Raw genomic sequence first — 19,443 nt, forward strand, 5'->3', positions numbered from 1 at the left:
CATACTGCTATTTAAGCTGATCAGATTGCTTCGAGAATGCGCTCGATCGCTACCTGATAACCGATCTTTTCTTTCAATTCGCTGATATGCACGCGCTCCTGCTCCATCGAATCGCGGTGACGAATGGTAACGGTTTCGTCCTCCATGGTCTGGTAATCTACCACGATACAGAATGGCGTTCCGATCAGGTCCTGGCGGGTATACCGCTTACCGATCGCTGCATTGTCGTCGTAAACCGTGCGGAATGACGATTTCAATGAGTTAGCCAGAGCCTGGGCTTTTTCTGCCAGACCATCCTTCTTCACTAATGGCAACACCGCTGCTTTGAATGGCGCCAATGCCGGGTGCAGTTTAAGGAACGTACGTTCTTTAGCGCTATCACCCTCCCCTACCGATTCCACGGTGTAAGCGTTGCAGAAGGTTGCGAGGAAAAGACGGTCGGCGCCCACAGACGTCTCCACCACGTAAGGGATGTAGTTACCGAACGGCTTGCCATTTTCATCCAGGTCGGCATCGAAATACTGTTGCTTTTTCTTCGAAAGCTCCTGGTGGTTGCGCAAATCGAAATCGGAACGGGAGTGGATACCCTCGATTTCGCGGAAACCGAATGGGAATTCAAATTCGATATCCACAGCGGCTTTCGCATAATGCGCCAGCTTTTCGTGGTCGTGGTATTTCAATTTTTCAGCAGGAAGACCAATCGCCTTGTGGAATTTCAGCCGCGCTTCTTTCCATTTGTTATACCATTCTTCTTCCGTACCAGGGCGCACGAAGAATTGCATTTCCATTTGTTCGAACTCGCGCATACGGAAGATGAACTGGCGCGCGACAATTTCGTTACGGAATGCCTTACCGATCTGTGCGATACCGAAAGGCACCTTCATCCGGCCGCTTTTCTGCACATTCAGGAAGTTCACGAAAATACCCTGCGCGGTTTCCGGACGGAGGTAAATCATATTGGCGTCCTCAGCCACGGAACCTACCTGCGTGCTGAACATCAGGTTGAACTGACGAACTTCTGTCCAGTTGCTGGTACCCGACACCTGACATTTAATACCTTCCGCGATGATCAGCTCGCGAACGCCATTCAGGTCTTCGGCGCTGAGCAAGCGGCCCATTTCAGCCAGCAATGCTTTGGCTTTTTCGGGTTCGCCATCTTTTTCATATTGTTCAGCCTTGCCTTCCAGCAACTGGTCGGCGCGGTAACGTTTTTTCGAATCCTTATTGTCGATCATCGGATCGTTGAACCCGTCGACGTGGCCGGATGCTTTCCAGGTAAGCGGATGCATGAAAATCGCCGCGTCGATACCCACGATATTGTCGTGCAGCTGCGTCATAGCCTTCCACCACGCCGCTTTCAGGTTGTTTTTCAATTCAACACCGTTCTGACCATAATCGTAAACGGCTTGTAATCCATCATATATTTCGGAAGACGGGAATACAAAACCGTATTCCTTCGCGTGCCCAACAATGTCTTGCAGAGAGGTAGCAGGTGCCTGGCTCATTCTATTCGTTTAAAATCAATAAGAAAAAAGACTATTAAATCCATCAAAATCATGAATTTGGCAAAATTAGGGATTTTGACGGCATTGCGCATTCTTCGCCTGATGGAAATCCCGCGTTAATTTTTCGCTGCCGTGCGTGCGCCGCTGAACAGGAATGTCCGTTAGCGAACATCCGGACACACATTAATTAACATAAATCACTAATAATCAACCAAAAACACCATTGGCATATAATTTATTTGTTTAGGATCACTGACTAACAAACCTGGACTTATGCTATTCAACTACCTCAAAATATCGATCAGGAACTTCCGCAAGCAGCGATTGTTCAGCGGGCTGAATATACTTGGACTCGGGATCGGCATCGCCGCCGTGTGGCTCATGGTGCTTTATGTAGCCGACGAACTGAGCTACGACCGCTTCCACGCCAAAGCCGACCGCATTTACCGCGTGACGCAGGAAGCCGAATGGGCAACCGGCAGTTTCAAACTCGCGCCTACTTCGCCACCATTCGCGCCGGCATTACAAAATGAATATCCTGAAATCGAAAAGACTGTGCGCATTAGTGCGGAGGGTGGCGGCAAGATCCGGTTTGGCGAAAAGCAGGTCGACGCGCACGACATCTTTTTCACCGACGCTACCGTTTTCGACATATTCTCTTACCCATTTCTATACGGTAATCCCGCAACGGCGCTCCGCGAGCCTCAGAAAATCGTGTTGACCAAAACCCTTGCCACCACCATATTCGGGAATGCTTCGAAGGCGATGGGACAGACCGTCTTTTTCTCCAACAACTTCCCCAATGTCGTAAGCGGCGTAATCGACGACATCCCTACCAACTCACACCTGGTTTTCAGCGCATTGCGGTCGCTCCCCCCGGATTTTACCGGCGGCTGGCAGGAAGGTGACATGTACACCTACCTCCTTTTGAAAGAAGGCACCGACGCGAAGAAACTGGAAGCGAAATTCCCCACTTTTTATACCAAATACCTCCAAAAATACATCGCGGATACAGATTACCACATGAACCTGCAACCGCTGACGTCCATTCACCTGCATTCGGACCTGGAATTCGAGATCGGCGCCAAAGGAAATATCAAAACAGTCTACATTTTCTCGGCCATTGCCTTGCTGATCCTCGTTATCGCCTGCATTAATTATATGAACCTCTACACCGCCCGCTCGCTCAAACGGGTACGTGAGGTAGGCGTACGCAAGGCCATCGGATCGCAGCGTTTCCAGCTGATCGGACAGTTTCTGACAGAGTCGTTCATGATGACAATCCTCGCTGGTTTCGTGGGTTTTCTTTTGGCAAAAGCCGCATTACCTTTTTTCAACCAGCTTGCCGAAAAATCACTGAGCCTGGATTTCCATGATAACAGCATTGCGACAGTCGCTATCGGTGCCGCATTCCTGCTGCTGATCGGCTTGTTAAGCGGGTTGTACCCTGCATTAATGCTCTCGGGTTACCGGCCGGTTGTCGCATTGAAAGGTCAGCTCGGCAGCCAAACGGGCGGAACGGGTTTCCGGCAATCATTGGTAGTATTCCAATTCGCTGCCACAGTGGTGATGATCGCCTGTTCGGGCATTGTGTACCGGCAGATCCGCTATGTGAATCATAAAGATTTGGGTTTTAATAAAGACCAGGTCCTTACTTTCCACGTCGATAAAAACGAGGTACGCACGCAAGTAGGCGCATTGAAAGGGAAGCTCGAACAAAACCCCGTTATCGAAAGCGCCGCAGCTGCCAGCAACCCGATCGGCAACAACAACATCGGATCGGCCGCATTGTTTGTAGAAACCAATCAGGGCGAAATCCCTTCCACCACACAGATGACGCAGCGCTTCATGGCTGATGCAGATTACCTGCGCACGATGGAGATCAAATTGCTCCAAGGCCGCGACTTCGACAAAAATTCCGCAGCCGACCTGTCCGGTTCTGTCCTCGTCAATGAAGCGCTTGCCCAAAAACAAGGCTGGGCAAACCCGATCGGCAAAAGGCTGCGCTACCCGGCGGATAAAGATGGTAATATGAAAGAGCTGACGGTTGTGGGCGTTACCAAAAACTTCCATATCTATTCGTTGCAACACAAAATTGAGCCGCTGCTGATTCAGCTTGCCCCGCCGCAGGAGCAGGACAATATGTATGTGCGCATTAATGCAGCCAAAACAACCGAGGCACTCGCTTACATCCGCGAGGTTTACAAGACTTTCGACGCCGAAGCCCGCCCGGAATTCCAGTTCCTCGACGAGAATTTTGCCAAACAATACCAGGCAGAGCAGCGCCAGGGTAATGTGCTGCTGGCATTCGCGATACTCGCTATCCTGATCGCCTGCCTGGGTTTGTTTGGGCTTGCCGCATTTGCTGCCGAGGCGCGTACAAAAGAAATCGGCGTCCGCAAAGTGCTTGGTGCCAGTGTGCAGGATGTGGTACTGATGCTTTCCAAAGATTTTGTCAAACTCGTACTCGTTGCCATTGTCATCGGTACGCCCGTCGCTATTTACGCGATGAACAAATGGCTGCAAAATTTCGAATACCGCGAAACACTATCCTGGTGGGTGTTCGCCCTGGCAGGCATCATAGCGATCGTCATCGCGCTCGCAACTGTGAGCTCGCAGGCTTTGAAATCGGCGCTGACGAATCCGGTGAAGGCTTTAAAAGCGGAATGAAAAGGGGGGAGGAAGGAGGAAAGGGAGAAGGGAAGAAAGGGATTTTCGTATTCTACATCCTCCCCTTCCTCCTTCCTCCCTTTCCTCCCTTTCCTCCTTCCTCCCAAACCCCCAAAACCATGCTCAAAAGTTATATCAAAATCGCCATCCGCAACCTCTGGAAGCACAAATTGTTCTCTTTCATCAACATTACCGGTTTGGGCCTGGCGATGTCGTTTTGCTTCATGCAACTCGTCCAGGTGCAAAGCAGTTTTGAAAAGGACTCCTTCCACCCCTATCCGGAGCGAACATTCCGGATCCTTACCGACGCGACGGACAATGTCGGCGAAAAGCATTCACTCGCTTCTACCCCGTTTCCTTTGGGCCAGAAGCTGGCAGACGGGCAAAGTGTCATCGAAAAGACCGTGCGCATTAACCGTTCCTTCGGTGCGAATCTGAGCAATGGCATTAAGACGCTCCGCACCTACGGACTTTACGTAGAACCGGCCTACTTTGAGGTTTTCGGATTCCCCCTCGAAAAAGGGAAACCGGCCACCGAGCCATGGACCGCCGTGCTCACGCATGATATGGCGGAGCGGTATTTCGGCGACGCCAACCCGATAGGAAAGACACTCACCAATAGCGAAATAGGCACATTTACCATCACCGGCGTTTTCAAACCCCTTAAAAAATTCCGGACGCATTTGGATGCCGACATCGTGATATCGATGGCTACCCTCCCGTTGGTGAACAAGGACATTAAAACCGACGACTGGCTCAGCTACAACACCTACACTTTTGCATTTCTCACCAAAGGTTCTTCCCGTGCCGATCTAGACCAGGCGCTCGCCCGTGTTTCCGCCGAAAACCAAAAGACTGTCCGTTTCAAAGACATTAAAACACATTCATTCCGCAGCCAGGCGTTGTCGGAGATTTCGCCGGACTGGGAAGGACTGCTGGATAATCCGAACGTGGAGCCGATCTGGAAAATGGGCGTCAGCCTGCTTATTCCACTGGTAATTATCATATTGGCGGGTTTTAACTACATTAACCTCACACTTACGCGATCGCTCAGCCGCGCACGTGAAGTGGGTGTACGCAAGGTCGCGGGCGCGAAAAAATTCCAGTTGATCAGCCAGTTTTTGGTCGAAACGATCGTGATCGCATTGCTAGCATTCGGGCTCGGGTATCTCGGCCTGGTGTTTTTGCAGGAATACATCCATGTGGGCTGGCTCACGTGGGAGGTGAGCGATACGCGCATGCTTTGGGCTATTTTCATCGGGTTTACACTGTTTACGGGCTTTCTGGCGGGTATTCTGCCCGCACGGATACTATCGTCCTATCAGCCTGTGCAGATCCTGAAAGGTGAAATGGCACCTACCGGGCTAGGCAAATTCGGTTTTCGGAAGACGCTCACTATTATCCAGTTCGTGGTCGCGCTGGTGTTTATGACCGGCACGGGTATTATGAACAGCCAGTTTGAGTTCATGGCGAACGATAACCAGAATTTCAACCGGAAAAACATCCTGAATGTCCCGCTGGCACCCGATAGCGATTTCAAACTGCTTGCCAATGAAATGAGCCGGGAAGCGGGCGTCAAACGCGTAGGCCTCACCTCCGCCACCTTGAATGAAGGTGCAGGAAAAGCAAAACTCGCGCCATTATCAGGCCAAAGTACGGCCAATCCGTTGGAAACCTTCATTTACGCCGCTGACCGGAATTTTATCGAGAATATGCGATTGCAATTCGTAGCGGGTGAAAATGTACCCGCTACCACCGACACCACCGTCCATTTCGTGGTCCTGAACCAGAAAGCGGCGCAGTCGTTGGGTTGGAAAAACCCCAAAGAGGCCGTAGGACAAACCATCCTGCTGAATGAAACGCAGGTGATCGTATCGGGGATTGTGAAAAACTTTTGCTTTATGCGTTACGAACTGCCGGTGGCCCCGCTGGTACTTGCATTCGATCCGCGGGAAATCAAGGTACTTTCGCTGGAAGTAGCCGCAGGAACCGACCGTGAACACCTGGCTGCGGCGTTGGGCAAAACCTGGAAACAATATCATCCGCATGAGTCATTTGTGTATTCCTGGTATGAAGACCAGCTTTACGAGGATTATTTGGAAAATGAGGATCAAAAAATCACCGATTTGCTAGTATTCGTCGTGTTTACGATCGCGGCGATGGGCTTGCTGGGAATGGTTACCTATTCCACCGCCAAGCGTGTAAAGGAGGTAGGTGTGCGAAAAGTAATGGGCGCCAGTACTGCCCAGATCATGCGGCTGCTGTCCGGGTCATTTGTAAAACTGATCCTGATTGCGGCCATCATCGCGATGCCGATCGGCTATGGGCTTGGCGCGTTGTTTCTCAATATTTTCACCTACCATCCCAGCCTTGGCCCCGGTGTATTCCTCACTTGCATCGGCAGCCTCGGGCTTATCGGCCTGCTTACCATCGGCATACAGACTTACAAAGCCGCAAGCACCAATCCGGCCGAGACATTGCGGAATGATTAATTAGGAAAAAGGGAGGAAGGGGAAAAAGGGAGGAAGGGGAGGAGGAAGGAGGAAAGGGAAATCCCCCTCCATCCTCCCCTTCCTCCCTCCTCCCTTTCCTCCCTCCTCCCCTCATTCCTTTCTGTTAAAAATAGTTAAACAACCCAATACTGATAATCAGCACTTTGAGAAACTGTTAGTTTTGAAGCATGCTGAAAAACTACTTCAAAACTGCCTGGCGGAATCTTTGGAAACGCCGGTTTTACTCCCTGGTTACAATCCTCGGTTTGGCCGTCGGAATGACCTTCTCGTTTCTGATAATGAGCTACGTTTGGGGTGAATGGCAGGTCAATCGTCATTTGGCCAATGCCCGCAATCAGTACATCATCCGCAGCAAATGGACCGACCCAGGCATGGGCCTCGACCTGACTACCCTCGGACCGCTCGGAAAAGCATTGAAAGCAGATTATCCCAATCTGGTTGCCAACTACTACCGGTACGACGCTATTACCGTGGCGGTTTCACATGGCGATAAGCATTTCAGGGAGGACGTGCAGACGGGCGACTCCACCCTGCTGGGCATGTACGGCTTCCCACTCCTGCACGGGCATACGGAAACCGCATTAAACGCCCCCAACTCAATTGTTATCACAGAAAATAAGGCAATGAAGTACTTCGGCCGGACGGATGTCGTAGGCGAATCGCTTACGCTGCACAATTTCGTGGGAGGCAAGCAGGAGTACCAGATCACCGCGGTCATGAAAAAGCCGCCCTTCAATTCCGTAACGCATTTGCTGGCCAGCGAGGCGGAGATATTCTTCCCGTTCAGCAGTCTCGAAGGCCGTAAAGGTTCGGAAGATAACTGGGGCTTTGCCTTCATGGTGAACTACATCGAACTGAAAGACGGTGTTACCCCTGCCGACCTCGCCAAGCCCATTGCCCGGGAAGTTGCAACGAATGCGCCGGAAGCTATCAAAGCCAACCTCCAAGTGTACCTGACCCCACTCAGTGAATATTACCGCGAAGCTAACAATGGGATTGTCAATAAAATGATCCTGACGCTTTCGAGCATTACGCTGTTCATTTTGCTGATGGCAATTGTCAATTTCGTCAACATCTCCATCGGCAGCTCCTCGTCACGTTTGAAGGAAATAGGTGTACGAAAAGTGCTGGGCAGCCAGAAACGACAGCTTATCGGGCAGTTTCTGGCGGAATCCATTCTCCTGGCGCTTCTGGCAATGCTCATTTCCCTCGGATTGTATCAGTTAATGCGACCGTTTTTCAGTGATATACTGGGTAAAGAAGTGGCGTCCCTCTGGTCGTTGACACCCTACGCACTCCTCGCTCCGATATGGATTACCGTGCTCGTAGGACTGCTGGCAGGACTGTATCCCGCGCTGGTACTTTCGCGGGTACCTTCGGTGGAATCGATGAAGGGCAAATTCAAATCGGTCGGAGGCAATATCGCATTCAGGCGATCGCTCATCGCGGTGCAGTTTGTCATTGCATTGTTCGTCTTTGCCGGAGCTGGTATTGTAGCCCGGCAGGTCGATTATTTTTTCAACAAAAATCTCGGGTACAACAAAGAATCACTGGTTACGCTGGGCGTCCCGCGCGATTGGACACCCGACGGACTAACCAAAATGGAACAGTTACGCGACGGCCTCGGCCGACTTAGCGAGATCAAAAGCATTTCGCTTTCTTACGAAATCCCGAATGGGAATGGCGGCTATTTTGGCTTCTACAAACCCGGCCAGGATTCTACCGAAGCCGTTTTGGCCACCCTGCTGCGCACCGACGTATCCTATGCAGAAACCTACGGCGTCAAGCTCATGGCAGGCGAATATCTTCAACGCTCCAACACCGCCTACCAGCCCGACCGTATCGTCATGAACGAAACGGCGATCAGATCGCTCGGGTACGCAAGCGCGCAGGAAGCTTTGGGTCAGCAAGTGCGAGTGCATTTTTATCCCAAACCACTGACCATCGTCGGCGTGGCGCAAGACTTTCATTTCGAATCGATGCATGAGACTATCAAACCGCTGGTATTTGCTGACGTCCGGGGCACCAACACCTACCGATACCTGAGCATTCGGCTAAACCCGGGCAATATCGGGAGCGCGATGGCGGCCGTCGAGCAAAAGTGGCGCGAGCTTATGCCCGATGCCCCCTTCGAATACGTATTCATGGACGAAACCCTGCAAAAACTGTATCAGTCTGAAATCCAGCTCAAAAAGGCATCCCGGATCGCGACATTCCTTTCGGTTGTGATTGTAATGCTGGGGATTCTGGGAATGGTTTCGCTCAACGTGGCCCGCCGTACCCGCGAAGTAGGGATCCGCAAAGTACTGGGCGCTACCAGTGTGCATGTGGTAATGCTATTTTTGAAGGAATTCCTGGTAATTCTGGCCGGAGCCATTCTCATCGCATTTCCACTGGCGATGCTATTGGGAGATCAATGGTTGAAAACCTACGCTTACCGCGTTGCCATCGGGTGGGACGTATTTGTTGGAATTGCGATAATCTTTGGAATGATGATTACCACACTAGTCGGTGCACAAACGTACAAGGCCGCTATCACCAATCCAGTTGAGAGTTTGAAAAGTGACTAGTCAGAATTTAAAGACTTCATAAATATCGAAATCCGTATTTTGGATGAAGTCCTTGATTGTTGAGTGTTCTTTTCAGTTGATCCGCGGAGAATTCCAGCGCGACGATAATATCTTCTCTGGTCAACTCGGAAAAATCCTTTAATATATCATCAAATGACATCCCCGAAGCCAGCCATCGCAAAATATCTTCGACTGTGATACGCATGCCTCTGATACAGGGCTTACCACTTCTTTTCCCAGGTTCCAGCGTTATAATATTTTTGTAGATATACATACTGAGTAGCCTGTCTGGTGCTTAACGAAAATAACGATTTACCGCCGCATTAACCAAAGTGCTCCCTAACTCAACCTGACCGAAAACAAATCCTTCGAACGCAAATACACCCATGACACGACTACGAGCGTCAGCACGCCTCCCATCATGACGGAGGGTACCGTGCCGAATGCTTTGGCCATTACGCCCGATTCGAATGCGCCTAGTTCGTTGGAAGAGCTGACGAATATGCCGTTGACGGCTGCTACCCGGCCGCGCATTTCGTCGGGCGGGTAGATTTGCAGGATCGTCTGACGGATGATGACGCTCACGCTATCGAACACGCCGGTCGCGAAGAGGGCACCGCAGGAGAGCATGAAGTTGGTGGAAGCCGCAAACACCAGCGTGAATATGCCGAAACCGGCCACCGCTACGAGCATATTGCGCCACGCATTATGCGTAGGCGGGAAATAGGCCATCGCAAACATGGTCAGCATGGAACCGATCGAAGGCGCCGCACGTAGCAAACCCAATCCCTCCGGCCCGACTTTCAGGATATCCTCCGCAAAAATTGGAAGCAATGCGATTACCCCGCCGAAAAGCACCGAGAACAAATCCAGTGTCATGGCGTACAGGACAATGCGCGTTTTAAATACGAATTTGAAACCCTCTTTCAGGCTTTCCATGATCGGCGTCACGAGCTTCGGAAACTCAGGGCGCGTTTTGATCATCCCCAACAGCACCCAGCATACCAGAAAGTTGACAATCACGATCAGCAAGGTATGCGTAAGCCCCATGTAGGCGTACAGGAAACCCGCAGCCGCCGGACCGATAATCGCTCCTGCCTGCGAAAAGGAACTGCTCCAAGTAGACGAGTTATGGTAAATCGCCCGCGGTACGAGAAAGGGTTTGAGCGAACTTGCCGCCGGGGAATAGAACCCTTTTGCAAAACCTATCAACCCAAATACCGCATAAATGACAGCCAGATGCTGCCACTCAGCCAGCCTGTTGTAAACCCCGGGCTGGAAGGCGGTGTATAATATCCCCGAACCCAGCAAAATCACCACCAGACTGACGTGCATGATCGTGATCTTGTTCTTCTGATCGGCCACATAACCCCCAAACAACGACGTAATAATAAACGGAATCGCCTCCGCCAACCCGACCAGACCCAATGCAAGCGGGTCGTGGGTGGTTTTGTACAGTTCATACCCCACAATCACTTCCTGAATGCGGATAGTGGCGGAAAAAAGAAAGGAGTTGGATACAAAAAACCGGAAATCAGAATAGCAGAGCGCTGCGTACGGATCGTTGGTTGCTACTGTTTTCAAGTGAGTGTTTTGGTGTTACAAAAAAACAACACCGGCGCCCGTGGAGAATGTTCTGCTTTAACTGAAAATTAATGCCATTTACTACCCCAATACTATAAAATACTGTTAAAGTCCCAAAACCAATGTTTTACATTTTGTTTACAATGTTTTACAGCCAATTATTCCCGGAGAGGGGCGGGCTCGGTACTTTTGGATCAAGCAGTCGCATTCATCCAAAACACATTCGGACATGAACTTCAAAGCAGTCAAAATCATCCCGGCGATACTCCTGTTGTTCGCCCTGCAAGCGTCAGTAGCATTGCCAAAATCGGCCAATGCGCCCGACGAGAATTCTTTGCTCATCAACGGCCGCGTGGTCACAACGGAACAGTTTGCATATGTTACCAACGGCATTCTTACAATCGCGAAAAGTAATTCTGGTTCAAATCAAAAAACGGCACTCCCTTTCCTGATTTACCTGAAACGCGGTAGTATGATCGTGAACCCGGAATCCCATGGACATAATTTTGCAGTATGGAGCTCCGATGTTCACGATATTCTGGAATACGCAGAGGCCGGTGACCAGCTTATCATCGATCCTGTCAAACCTCATAATACTTCCGCGAGGAAAGTTATCACCATCAAAAAGACGCAAATTGTTCCGCGATTCCAGTGGTTTTATATTTTAAAGCCAAAAAAGGACAATTGCTGAAATTCGCTAAATTTGATCATTGGTTCGAGACTTTATGGCGGAGTATTTCAAAGCGATTTTCAAAGGATTCCTCCTCGCGACATACATATGCGCGGCGTGTCCAGTCATGGCCAACAGCGACGCGGTGCGCTTCTCCGAAAATGTCAACCTGTCGCTCCGGCGGACGGTCGACCTGCTGTTACGGGCCAATGGCGATTCGCTCTCACAGATCCCCCCGGTGAAGCAGGTGGATGCCAACACGTTCTCGGTGCAAATGGAGCATATGTTCGACTACGATAAACTGCCCGAAACGTTACAGCGCTCATTCGATTCCTATCATATCGACCGGCCATACAGCGTCGCCGTGCTCAATTGCGAAACCGGCGAAGTAAGCCTAGGGTACCAGTTCTTCGACCTGAACCAGCCCGGCGGCGTGCCGTGCAGGGGCCGCTCGCGCGAGGAGGGTTGCTATATGCTCCAAGTCCGCTTCACACCGGAAGCCGCCAAACCCCAGGCTACGGGTAACACCTGGTTGTTGATTACCGTGGGAGGTACGCTGGCAGGCCTGGGATTCATTACCTGGACGCGGTCACGCCATAAAAAAAGGCCGGACGCCGAACCGCAGGAAGCGGCGGCCCCGCATTCGCGCATTGCATTCGGCAACTCCTGGCTGGATACTACCAACCAGGCACTCTACAACGGCCAATCCACGCAGAAACTGACATTCCGCGAGGCTAAGTTACTCACCCTATTTGTCCGAAATGCCAACCAGGTTCTCGAACGCGACGCGATCTTGAAATCGGTTTGGGAGGATGAAGGCGTCACCGTGGGAAGAAGCGTCGATGTATTCGTTTCGCGGCTTCGTAAAATGCTGGTCGCCGACCCCCAAGTTAAAATCACCGCCATTCACGGCGTAGGCTACAAAATGGAAGTCCATTGCTGAAAAATCCATGTTCAAAACATTTCTGAAAATAGCAGCGCGTCAGCTCTGGCAGGGACGGCTGTATGCGGTGATCAACGTCATCGGTCTGACAGTTGGCACCGCATGTATGCTTTTTGCTGTGATCTACATGAGCGACGAACGCAGTTTCGACGGCTTTCATCAACAGAATGCCCATCTCTACCGCATTACCAGCTCCTACCGCGAGCGCGGTGAACTCATTTCGTCCGGCGGTACCGGTCAGGTACAGGGGCCGGCATTTCAGGCACGCATGCCCGAGATCATGCATTATGTACGTGTAATGGGCGGGGACATTTACGGCGACGTGCGGCACGGGCACAATGCATTCAAATTGCAGCTACTATTTGCGGACACATCGTTTTTCGATGTATTCACCTTCCCGCTATTACGTGGAAACGGTAGTAATGCATTGCAAGAGGTCAATTCGGTGGTGATTACCAGGCGTACGGCGATGAAACTCTTTAACCGCACCGATGTACTGGGGGAATTGCTGCAAATGGACGCCGACCCTTCGGCGATGCGGATCGGGAAACCGCTGGTCATTACCGGTGTAGCAGAGGACCCACCTGCCAATTCCTCCGTTCAGTTCGACATCCTTTTTCCTTTCGAGTTTATGAAGGTGTCGTTCGACGACAACAGCTGGTTGAATGCCTATCTGGGAACGTTTGTCGTGCTCCGCCCGGATGCTCAGCCAGGCCAGGTAATCCGGAAATTTAACCGCATTGCTACCGTATTATCCCAAACCCAGCGGAAAGATCATCCCGAAGCCTCCCCCATCACTTATGGTCTGCAAAAAATGACCGACATTCATCTGAATACGCAGGCCATTCCCAACCAAAACGGCGAATCCGGCATTGTGAACACGAGCAGACCCATCTACTCATACATTTTCATTGGTATGGCCGGGTTTATTCTATTGATGGCCAGCATTAACTTTATCAATATTCACATTGCTTCCTCAATGAAGCGTGCGAAGGAAGTCGGGATACGGAAGGCCACGGGCAGCGGCAGCGGGGCGATCGTCATGCAGTTTCTCGGCGAATCGGCGATTCTGGTAGCTATTTCGATGTTTTTTGCATGCTTGCTTGTGGCATTGCTGTTACCGGCATTCAATTACCTGTCTCAAAAGCAAATCTTACTGAATCAGCTATGGAGCCCGGAACTGATGGGCTGGCTGGCATTTATTTTCGTGGCAAACATCGCATGCGCCGCGCTCTACCCGGCGTGGCTGATTTCCAGGCTAACCCCGGTTGAAACGCTCTATTCCAAAGTCCGGCTTGCAGGCAGGAATCCGGCCGGAAATGTGCTGATGGTCTTCCAGTTTGCGATGGCTGTGTTGCTGGGTATCGGTAGCGTGGTATTTTACAGGCAAATGCATTTTATCAGGTCCAAAAGCCTGGGTTATAACCCGGATCAGATCGTCACAATCACCATTCAGGGTGTGCGGGATGTTCATCAGGTGCATACCCGCTTTCAGAACGAGCTCTCGGGCGATCCCGCGTTCGGGGCGATTTCGCTTGCGGGCGAATTTGGTAACGGTGATGTAGTGGTGAAGGGGCAAAAATTCCTTGCAAATGTGCGTACGGTAGATACTGATTATCTCCCGATGCTGGAAATGAAACTGCGTCAAGGCCGTAACTTCTCCCGCGCCTTTTCCTCGGACGAGAAATTCGGTGTTTTGGTAAATGAAGCATTCGTCAAAAAAGCGGGGCTCGCTAACCCGATCGGTAAAACATTGATTCCCGACGACCATTTTGGCAAGCAGGGCCTGACCATTCTAGGCGTCGTCGGCGACTTCCATTTCAATTCCCTCAAAGAACGCATCGGGCCCATGATCATGCCCATGAGTACCCATTACGGAGGTGGGGAGTTGTGGATCAAAATTGCCCAAAACCGCGAACAATATGCTATTAGCAAGCTTGAAACGACGTTTAAAAAGGTTTTGCCCGACGCCGTTTTTGAATATAACTTCCTGCACGACGCCAACGCCCGCGCCTACGCGACGGAGCTTCGCTGGCAACAGATCATCACGGTCGCTACGATTGTGGCTATCATTATTTGCAGCCTGGGGCTATTTGGCCTCGCGCATCTCGCTATCGCACAACGCCGGCGCGAGACGGGCATACGCATAGTGCTGGGCGCGACGGATTATGATATTGCCCTGGCCTTTTCCGGAAACTTTATCCGCATCATTTTCATCGCCATACTTATTGCATCCCTCGCCGGCCACTACCTGATGCTATCGTGGCTCGGTCAGTTTGCGTACCATGCCGGCCTGCCGTGGTGGGTATACGCCTGCCCCGGAGCTGTGGCACTCGCATTGGCATTGTTTACGGTATTCACCCAGGCTTTAAGAGCCGCCGCGGTGAATCCGGTGAAGGTTTTAAGGGCCGAATAGCCTGCATTTAGCACCCGAATCCCCGTGTCCGGAACGCGTCCGATTGCGTACACATTTTGTACGGTATCGGACGCACACCTATGACGTTTATTTTAAAACAATATGAAAATCAATTACTTACACTTCTGGCAAGGCTTTTTAAAATAGGACTGGCATAAGAGACGCGGATGTAAGCATTTGTTTTTAAAACAGGTTGTCCGTAATTACATACCAAATCTCAAACTCCCAATTTTTATGATCCAGTTAGAAAAGATATCCAAATATTACCCTGCAGGTTTTGGCAAAACATACGTGTTGCGCCACATTGATTTGAACATTAAAGAAGGTGAGTTTGTGTCAATTATGGGACCTTCCGGTTCCGGCAAATCCACCCTGTTACATATATTGGCCTTGCTTGAAGAGCCGTCCGAAGGGGAATACCTCTTCCTCGACGAGCCGGTTCAGAAGCTCTCCGAAAAGAAGCGTACCGAATTGCACCGCCACCACATCGGTTTTGTGTTCCAGGCCTATCACCTGATCGACGAACTGACGGTTTATGAAAACATCGAGACGCCGCTTTTGTACAAAGGCACGTCGTCGTCGGAGCGCAAGAGCCGCGTGGCGGAATTGCTCGACCGCTTCAATATGGTAGCAAAGAAAGACCTGTTCCCGCACCAGCTTTCGGGCGGCCAGCAGCAGCTCGTGGGTGTTGCCCGCGCGATCGTACACAACCCGAAAGTGATTTTCGCCGATGAGCCGACCGGCAACCTGCACTCGGAACAGGCGATCGAGATCATGGAATTATTTCAAAAACTTAACCAGGAAGACAAAGTCACCATCGTTCAGGTAACCCACTCGGAATTAAATGCGGGTTACGGCAACCGGATCGTACGGTTGAAGGACGGATGGCTGGCGTGACCTAACTCAATCTATTAGCCATGAAACGTTTTATTTTTCTTTTCTGCCTCCTGCCATTGCTCGGGCAGGCACAATCGAAGCTGAGCCTCGCCGATTGCGTGGAACTGCTGGCCAAAAACAACCTCATTTACCAGCAAGGCACATTGCAGGCGGAAGCGGCGCAGGCGCAGCTGCGGCAGACAAAGTCTCAGATCCTCCCTCAGATTTACATTTCGGCCAATCAAAGCCTTAACCTTGGGCGGAGTATCGACCAGTACACCAATACGTATATAGATCAGCTTTATACCTATAACTCGGTGAGCACCGGTTTTCAAATGCCCGTTTTTCAATTCGGCAAGCTGCAAAACCAGGCGCGCCAGGGAACGTTGCTCAAAGAGTCGGCCATGGAGAACCGGACCGCCGTATTGAATGCACAAACCATTCTGCTCATGCAGGGATATGTGAATGTGCTTGCGACCAAAGCATTGCTCGAAGCGGCCGACCAACAGGTGGCGTCGTCGCAGCAGCAGGTGGATAAGGTGCAGAAACAGGTAGACGCCGGAACCGCCGGAAACAACCTGCTTGCGGAAATCAAGGCGCAACTCTCGAACGATAAGTACTTGCAGGTAAATGCACTTAGCAATTATCGTACGGCACGCCTTGCGTTATTTCAGCGGATGAATATCACGCCCGATGACAATGTCGATTTCGAGCCACTACTGCCCAAAGAAAACGTCACGCCCTCTGCCGCCAACGCAACAGAGCTGTTTGACAATGCCACGAAATCTTTCCCGGAGATCCGCAGCGCGGAGCTGAACCGGCAGAGCTATAAATATCTTGTCAAGTCGATCCAGGCATCCAACTATCCTTCGCTCGACCTTAACACCAATGTCAGGGCGTTCTACGCTTCGACCAACAGGAACCTCGACTATTTCAATCAGCTGAATGCAACGCGAAATGGCTCCATCACCCTTGGCCTGAACATCCCGATCATGGGCCGCTGGGTAACCCGGCCGCGTGTAGAGTTGGCCAAAGTGCAGGAGCGTCAGGCTCAAAATACACTGGACATTACCAACCAGCAGCTCCGTCAGGCCATCGAAACTGCGGTGCTGAACCTGAACGCCATGGCCGACAAACATGCTGCGGCCGAAGGTCAGGTAGAATCACTCGGAGCGGCATTCGCGGTGGTGGAAAGCAAGTTCAATGCGGGGGTATCGAGCATTTTCGAATACACCCTTTCCAAAGCGAAGCTCGCACAGGCCCAGGGCATCGCTATTCAGGCAAAATATGATTACCTGATGCAACAAAGACTATTACAATACTACCGTCAGGGCGACTGGCAGGGGGTATTTTAAAATATGAAAGACTGTTAGGTTAAATTTGGTATCGGTAATTCTTAGAGGCAGCCAGGCGCATTGGCTGCCTCTTTTTGTTAAATAAACCTAAATGATTAGGTGGTTACATTATGGTTTGTAAATTAGGTGCAAACTAATTTTATGGACCATGAAAAAACTTTTTCTATTGTTACTGCCGGGGATGCTGTTTCTGGCAGGAAGAGCGGAGGCGCAATTGCAGAAAGGGACGGCGCACTTCGGAGCGACGATCAGTGCAGACGGCAGCGCGATGAAAAGCAAAGGGCTTTCAAGCGCCCACCAAACCAAAGGGAGCAACAACATGCACAACATTTCGCCGTCCGTTCAAACCGGATGGATGATCAGGGACAACCGGATGTTCGGCTTTGAGGTGAACTCTTATTTCGCATGGAGGAAGATCACTTCCAAATCGACCTCAGATTACAAATACATCGATAACTATTCGTCCGTCGGCCTGTCGCCATTCATCCGGCACTACAAGCCGATCAATAGCAAGTGGGCACTCTTCCTCCAAAGCGGTGTCGACGGCGCATATATGTGGACGAAAAAAGAAGATTCTGGTATCACAAAAAAGGACAACGGTTTCGCCGCAGGTGTCAGCGCTCACCCGGGAATCGTATATTGGGTTTCTCCCCGGTTTGCGATCGAGTCGGATCTGCAATTGCTTTCGCTGCGCCTGGCCTACACCGACTTCAACAGTTCTAAAAATTTCAATTTCAAGGCTGGCATTACATCCGGCATCGGTAATTATTTCGGAGTACGCGCAGCCTGGTATCTTCAAAAATCAAACTAAAAGCCATGAAAATCATTTACTATACATTCCTTCTGATTTTTTGCTCGGCAACAATCGCATTCGCTCAACTCGAAGGCAAACGGTTCATTTCCGGCGCCGTTTCAACCAACTTCGACACCTATAAACCAGAAACGGGCAAAAGTACAAATGGCTATGCCTATGGCGTAAGTATCGGGCTGGGCAAGTTCAAAACAGCTACCCGCGCAGGAGAATGGTCGATATTCAGCAATATGAATGGATCCAAAAAGAACTTCAATCTCGGCACGGATACTACTACGCTTAAGGGGATCGACGGTTTTGGTATCGGAACGGGTTACCGGTGGAGTTTCTACAAACATTTCAGCGACAAATTCGGGGTGTTCGGCGGGCCCGGCATATCCGTGAGGTACAACTATATCAAACAGTTTCAGAGCGACGGCCAAGAACTTTTCGAACAAAAGTCCAATGAAATATCCGCATCTCTGGACCTGAGTGCAGGGGCCTATTATGCGCTGAACGACCGGTGGTGGTTGACGGCCTCGCTGGCATTTTCCAATCCTGTCTATGCTACTTACTCATTCGGTAAGTCCAAAGGCCGGACAACTGCGACCAGTTATGACAATTCCGGATTGAGATATCAGCTCTCGCCGTCGTTCAATTTCCCGTCGGTGGGCATCGGTCTTCGCTATTTTTTTAAGGACTAATATTCCAAATATCCTTACGTTTATCATTAAAATCCCCGTGGATATGGCTTTTAAGGCCATATCCATTTTTTATTTATAATGAAAAAACACTTTCTGCTAGTCCTCTTCGCTGCATTCAGCGCTTGCCATAAACCACAAACTTCCAACCTTGCCGGCCCGTGGGAACCCGACTACGAGATAACCCGTTCGGAGAATGCCATCAAGGAATTCGAGAAAAAGGATGCTGAAAATATGCCTGCGCCCGGCGGGATAGTTTTCACAGGCAGCTCTTCATTTACCAAATGGCCGAATGCCTACAAGGATTTGGCACCGCTGCCGATCATTAACCGCGGCTTCGGAGGCTCGACTTTGCCGGAGGTGATCTATTACACCGATCGCACGATCACCAAATACAAGCCGAAGACCGTCGTGATCTATTGCGAGAATGATATGTTCGGCAAAAAACCGAAGTCGCCCGAGCAGGTGCGCGATGCGTATGTGACGCTCGTGAAAAAGATTCGTGAGAAGCAGCCCGATGTGCAATTGTATGGCGTATCTCTGAAACCATCCCCATCCCGCTGGGCGAAGCGTGAGGATGTGATCAAAGCGAATAAGCTTATTCAGGATTACATTAAAAAAGACAGGAATCACCACTACATTGATGTGTGGCCGGTCATGCTCAAAAACGGACGGCCGGATGGCGCTATCTTCGTGAGCGACAGCCTGCATATGAATGAGGAAGGTTACAAAAGATGGACGAAAGTGTTCCGCCCGATACTGGAAAAATCAGTCTGAAAGTATCCTGCACTTTACGGTTTTTTACAAAGATTTTAAAAGAACAGATAAGGGTATTGGTTTTAACGTAAAG

At 50.7% G+C, this 19,443-nt stretch carries 14 protein-coding genes; 11 read left to right on the forward strand and 3 right to left on the reverse strand.

Features of this window, described 5'->3' with window-relative positions:
* Nucleotides 1-20 precede the first annotated feature (20 nt).
* Nucleotides 21-1,505, reverse strand: coding sequence for a glycine--tRNA ligase (locus CLV60_RS14640; RefSeq protein WP_106596109.1), 1,485 nt, complete (start codon nucleotides 1,503-1,505; stop codon nucleotides 21-23).
* Nucleotides 1,506-1,778: 273 nt separating this feature from the next.
* Here CLV60_RS14640 and CLV60_RS14645 point away from each other — a divergent pair, with 273 nt between their 5' ends.
* The 3 genes from CLV60_RS14645 to CLV60_RS14655 all read left to right on the forward strand — a co-directional run bounded on the left by CLV60_RS14645 (nucleotide 1,779) and on the right by CLV60_RS14655 (nucleotide 9,258).
* On the forward strand, nucleotides 1,779-4,175 hold the full coding sequence (locus tag CLV60_RS14645; protein WP_106596110.1) for an ABC transporter permease: 2,397 nt from the start codon (nucleotides 1,779-1,781) through the stop codon (nucleotides 4,173-4,175).
* Nucleotides 4,172-6,667, forward strand: a complete 2,496-nt coding sequence (locus CLV60_RS14650; protein ID WP_106596111.1) for an ABC transporter permease — start codon at nucleotides 4,172-4,174, stop codon at nucleotides 6,665-6,667. The genes CLV60_RS14645 and CLV60_RS14650 overlap by 4 nt, the downstream gene beginning before the upstream one ends.
* Before the next feature lie 188 nt (nucleotides 6,668-6,855).
* Nucleotides 6,856-9,258, forward strand: coding sequence for an ABC transporter permease (locus CLV60_RS14655; protein WP_106596112.1), 2,403 nt, complete (start codon nucleotides 6,856-6,858; stop codon nucleotides 9,256-9,258).
* A 16-nt stretch (nucleotides 9,259-9,274) separates the two neighbouring features.
* On the opposite strand, the gene CLV60_RS14660 is transcribed toward CLV60_RS14655, so the two are convergent.
* Nucleotides 9,275-9,532, reverse strand: coding sequence for a DUF433 domain-containing protein (locus CLV60_RS14660; RefSeq protein ID WP_106596113.1), 258 nt, complete (start codon nucleotides 9,530-9,532; stop codon nucleotides 9,275-9,277).
* A gap of 65 nt (nucleotides 9,533-9,597) precedes the next feature.
* Nucleotides 9,598-10,842, reverse strand: a complete 1,245-nt coding sequence (locus CLV60_RS14665; protein ID WP_106596114.1) for an MFS transporter — start codon at nucleotides 10,840-10,842, stop codon at nucleotides 9,598-9,600.
* Between the two features lie 229 nt (nucleotides 10,843-11,071).
* Between CLV60_RS14665 and CLV60_RS14670 the strand changes: the two genes are divergently transcribed.
* The 8 genes from CLV60_RS14670 (at nucleotide 11,072) to CLV60_RS14705 (ending at nucleotide 19,370) form a co-directional block, all read left to right on the forward strand.
* Complete coding sequence (locus CLV60_RS14670; RefSeq protein ID WP_106596115.1) at nucleotides 11,072-11,533, forward strand: hypothetical protein; 462 nt, start codon at nucleotides 11,072-11,074, stop codon at nucleotides 11,531-11,533.
* Between the two features lie 34 nt (nucleotides 11,534-11,567).
* Nucleotides 11,568-12,455: a winged helix-turn-helix domain-containing protein gene (locus tag CLV60_RS14675; RefSeq protein WP_106596116.1), complete on the forward strand. Its 888-nt coding sequence runs from the start codon at nucleotides 11,568-11,570 to the stop codon at nucleotides 12,453-12,455.
* Between the two features lie 7 nt (nucleotides 12,456-12,462).
* Complete coding sequence (locus tag CLV60_RS14680; RefSeq protein WP_106596117.1) at nucleotides 12,463-14,871, forward strand: ABC transporter permease; 2,409 nt, start codon at nucleotides 12,463-12,465, stop codon at nucleotides 14,869-14,871.
* 234 nt (nucleotides 14,872-15,105) lie between these two features.
* A complete protein-coding gene (locus tag CLV60_RS14685; protein WP_106596118.1) occupies nucleotides 15,106-15,768 on the forward strand; it encodes an ABC transporter ATP-binding protein in 663 nt (220 codons plus the stop codon).
* A 20-nt stretch (nucleotides 15,769-15,788) separates the two neighbouring features.
* Nucleotides 15,789-17,102: a TolC family protein gene (locus CLV60_RS14690; RefSeq protein ID WP_106596119.1), complete on the forward strand. Its 1,314-nt coding sequence runs from the start codon at nucleotides 15,789-15,791 to the stop codon at nucleotides 17,100-17,102.
* Nucleotides 17,103-17,250: 148 nt separating this feature from the next.
* A complete protein-coding gene (locus CLV60_RS14695) occupies nucleotides 17,251-17,913 on the forward strand; it encodes a hypothetical protein (protein ID WP_106596120.1) in 663 nt (220 codons plus the stop codon).
* A 5-nt stretch (nucleotides 17,914-17,918) separates the two neighbouring features.
* Nucleotides 17,919-18,596 carry an outer membrane beta-barrel protein gene (locus CLV60_RS14700; protein WP_106596121.1) on the forward strand — a complete coding sequence of 226 codons (678 nt, stop codon included), beginning with the start codon at nucleotides 17,919-17,921 and terminating at the stop codon, nucleotides 18,594-18,596.
* A 78-nt stretch (nucleotides 18,597-18,674) separates the two neighbouring features.
* Entirely contained in the window at nucleotides 18,675-19,370 is a 696-nt protein-coding gene (locus tag CLV60_RS14705) for a GDSL-type esterase/lipase family protein (protein ID WP_106596122.1), read from the forward strand.
* Nucleotides 19,371-19,443: the final 73 nt, after the last annotated feature.

It is taken from the genome of Dyadobacter jiangsuensis (genome assembly GCF_003014695.1).
Taxonomy (GTDB): domain Bacteria; phylum Bacteroidota; class Bacteroidia; order Cytophagales; family Spirosomataceae; genus Dyadobacter; species Dyadobacter jiangsuensis.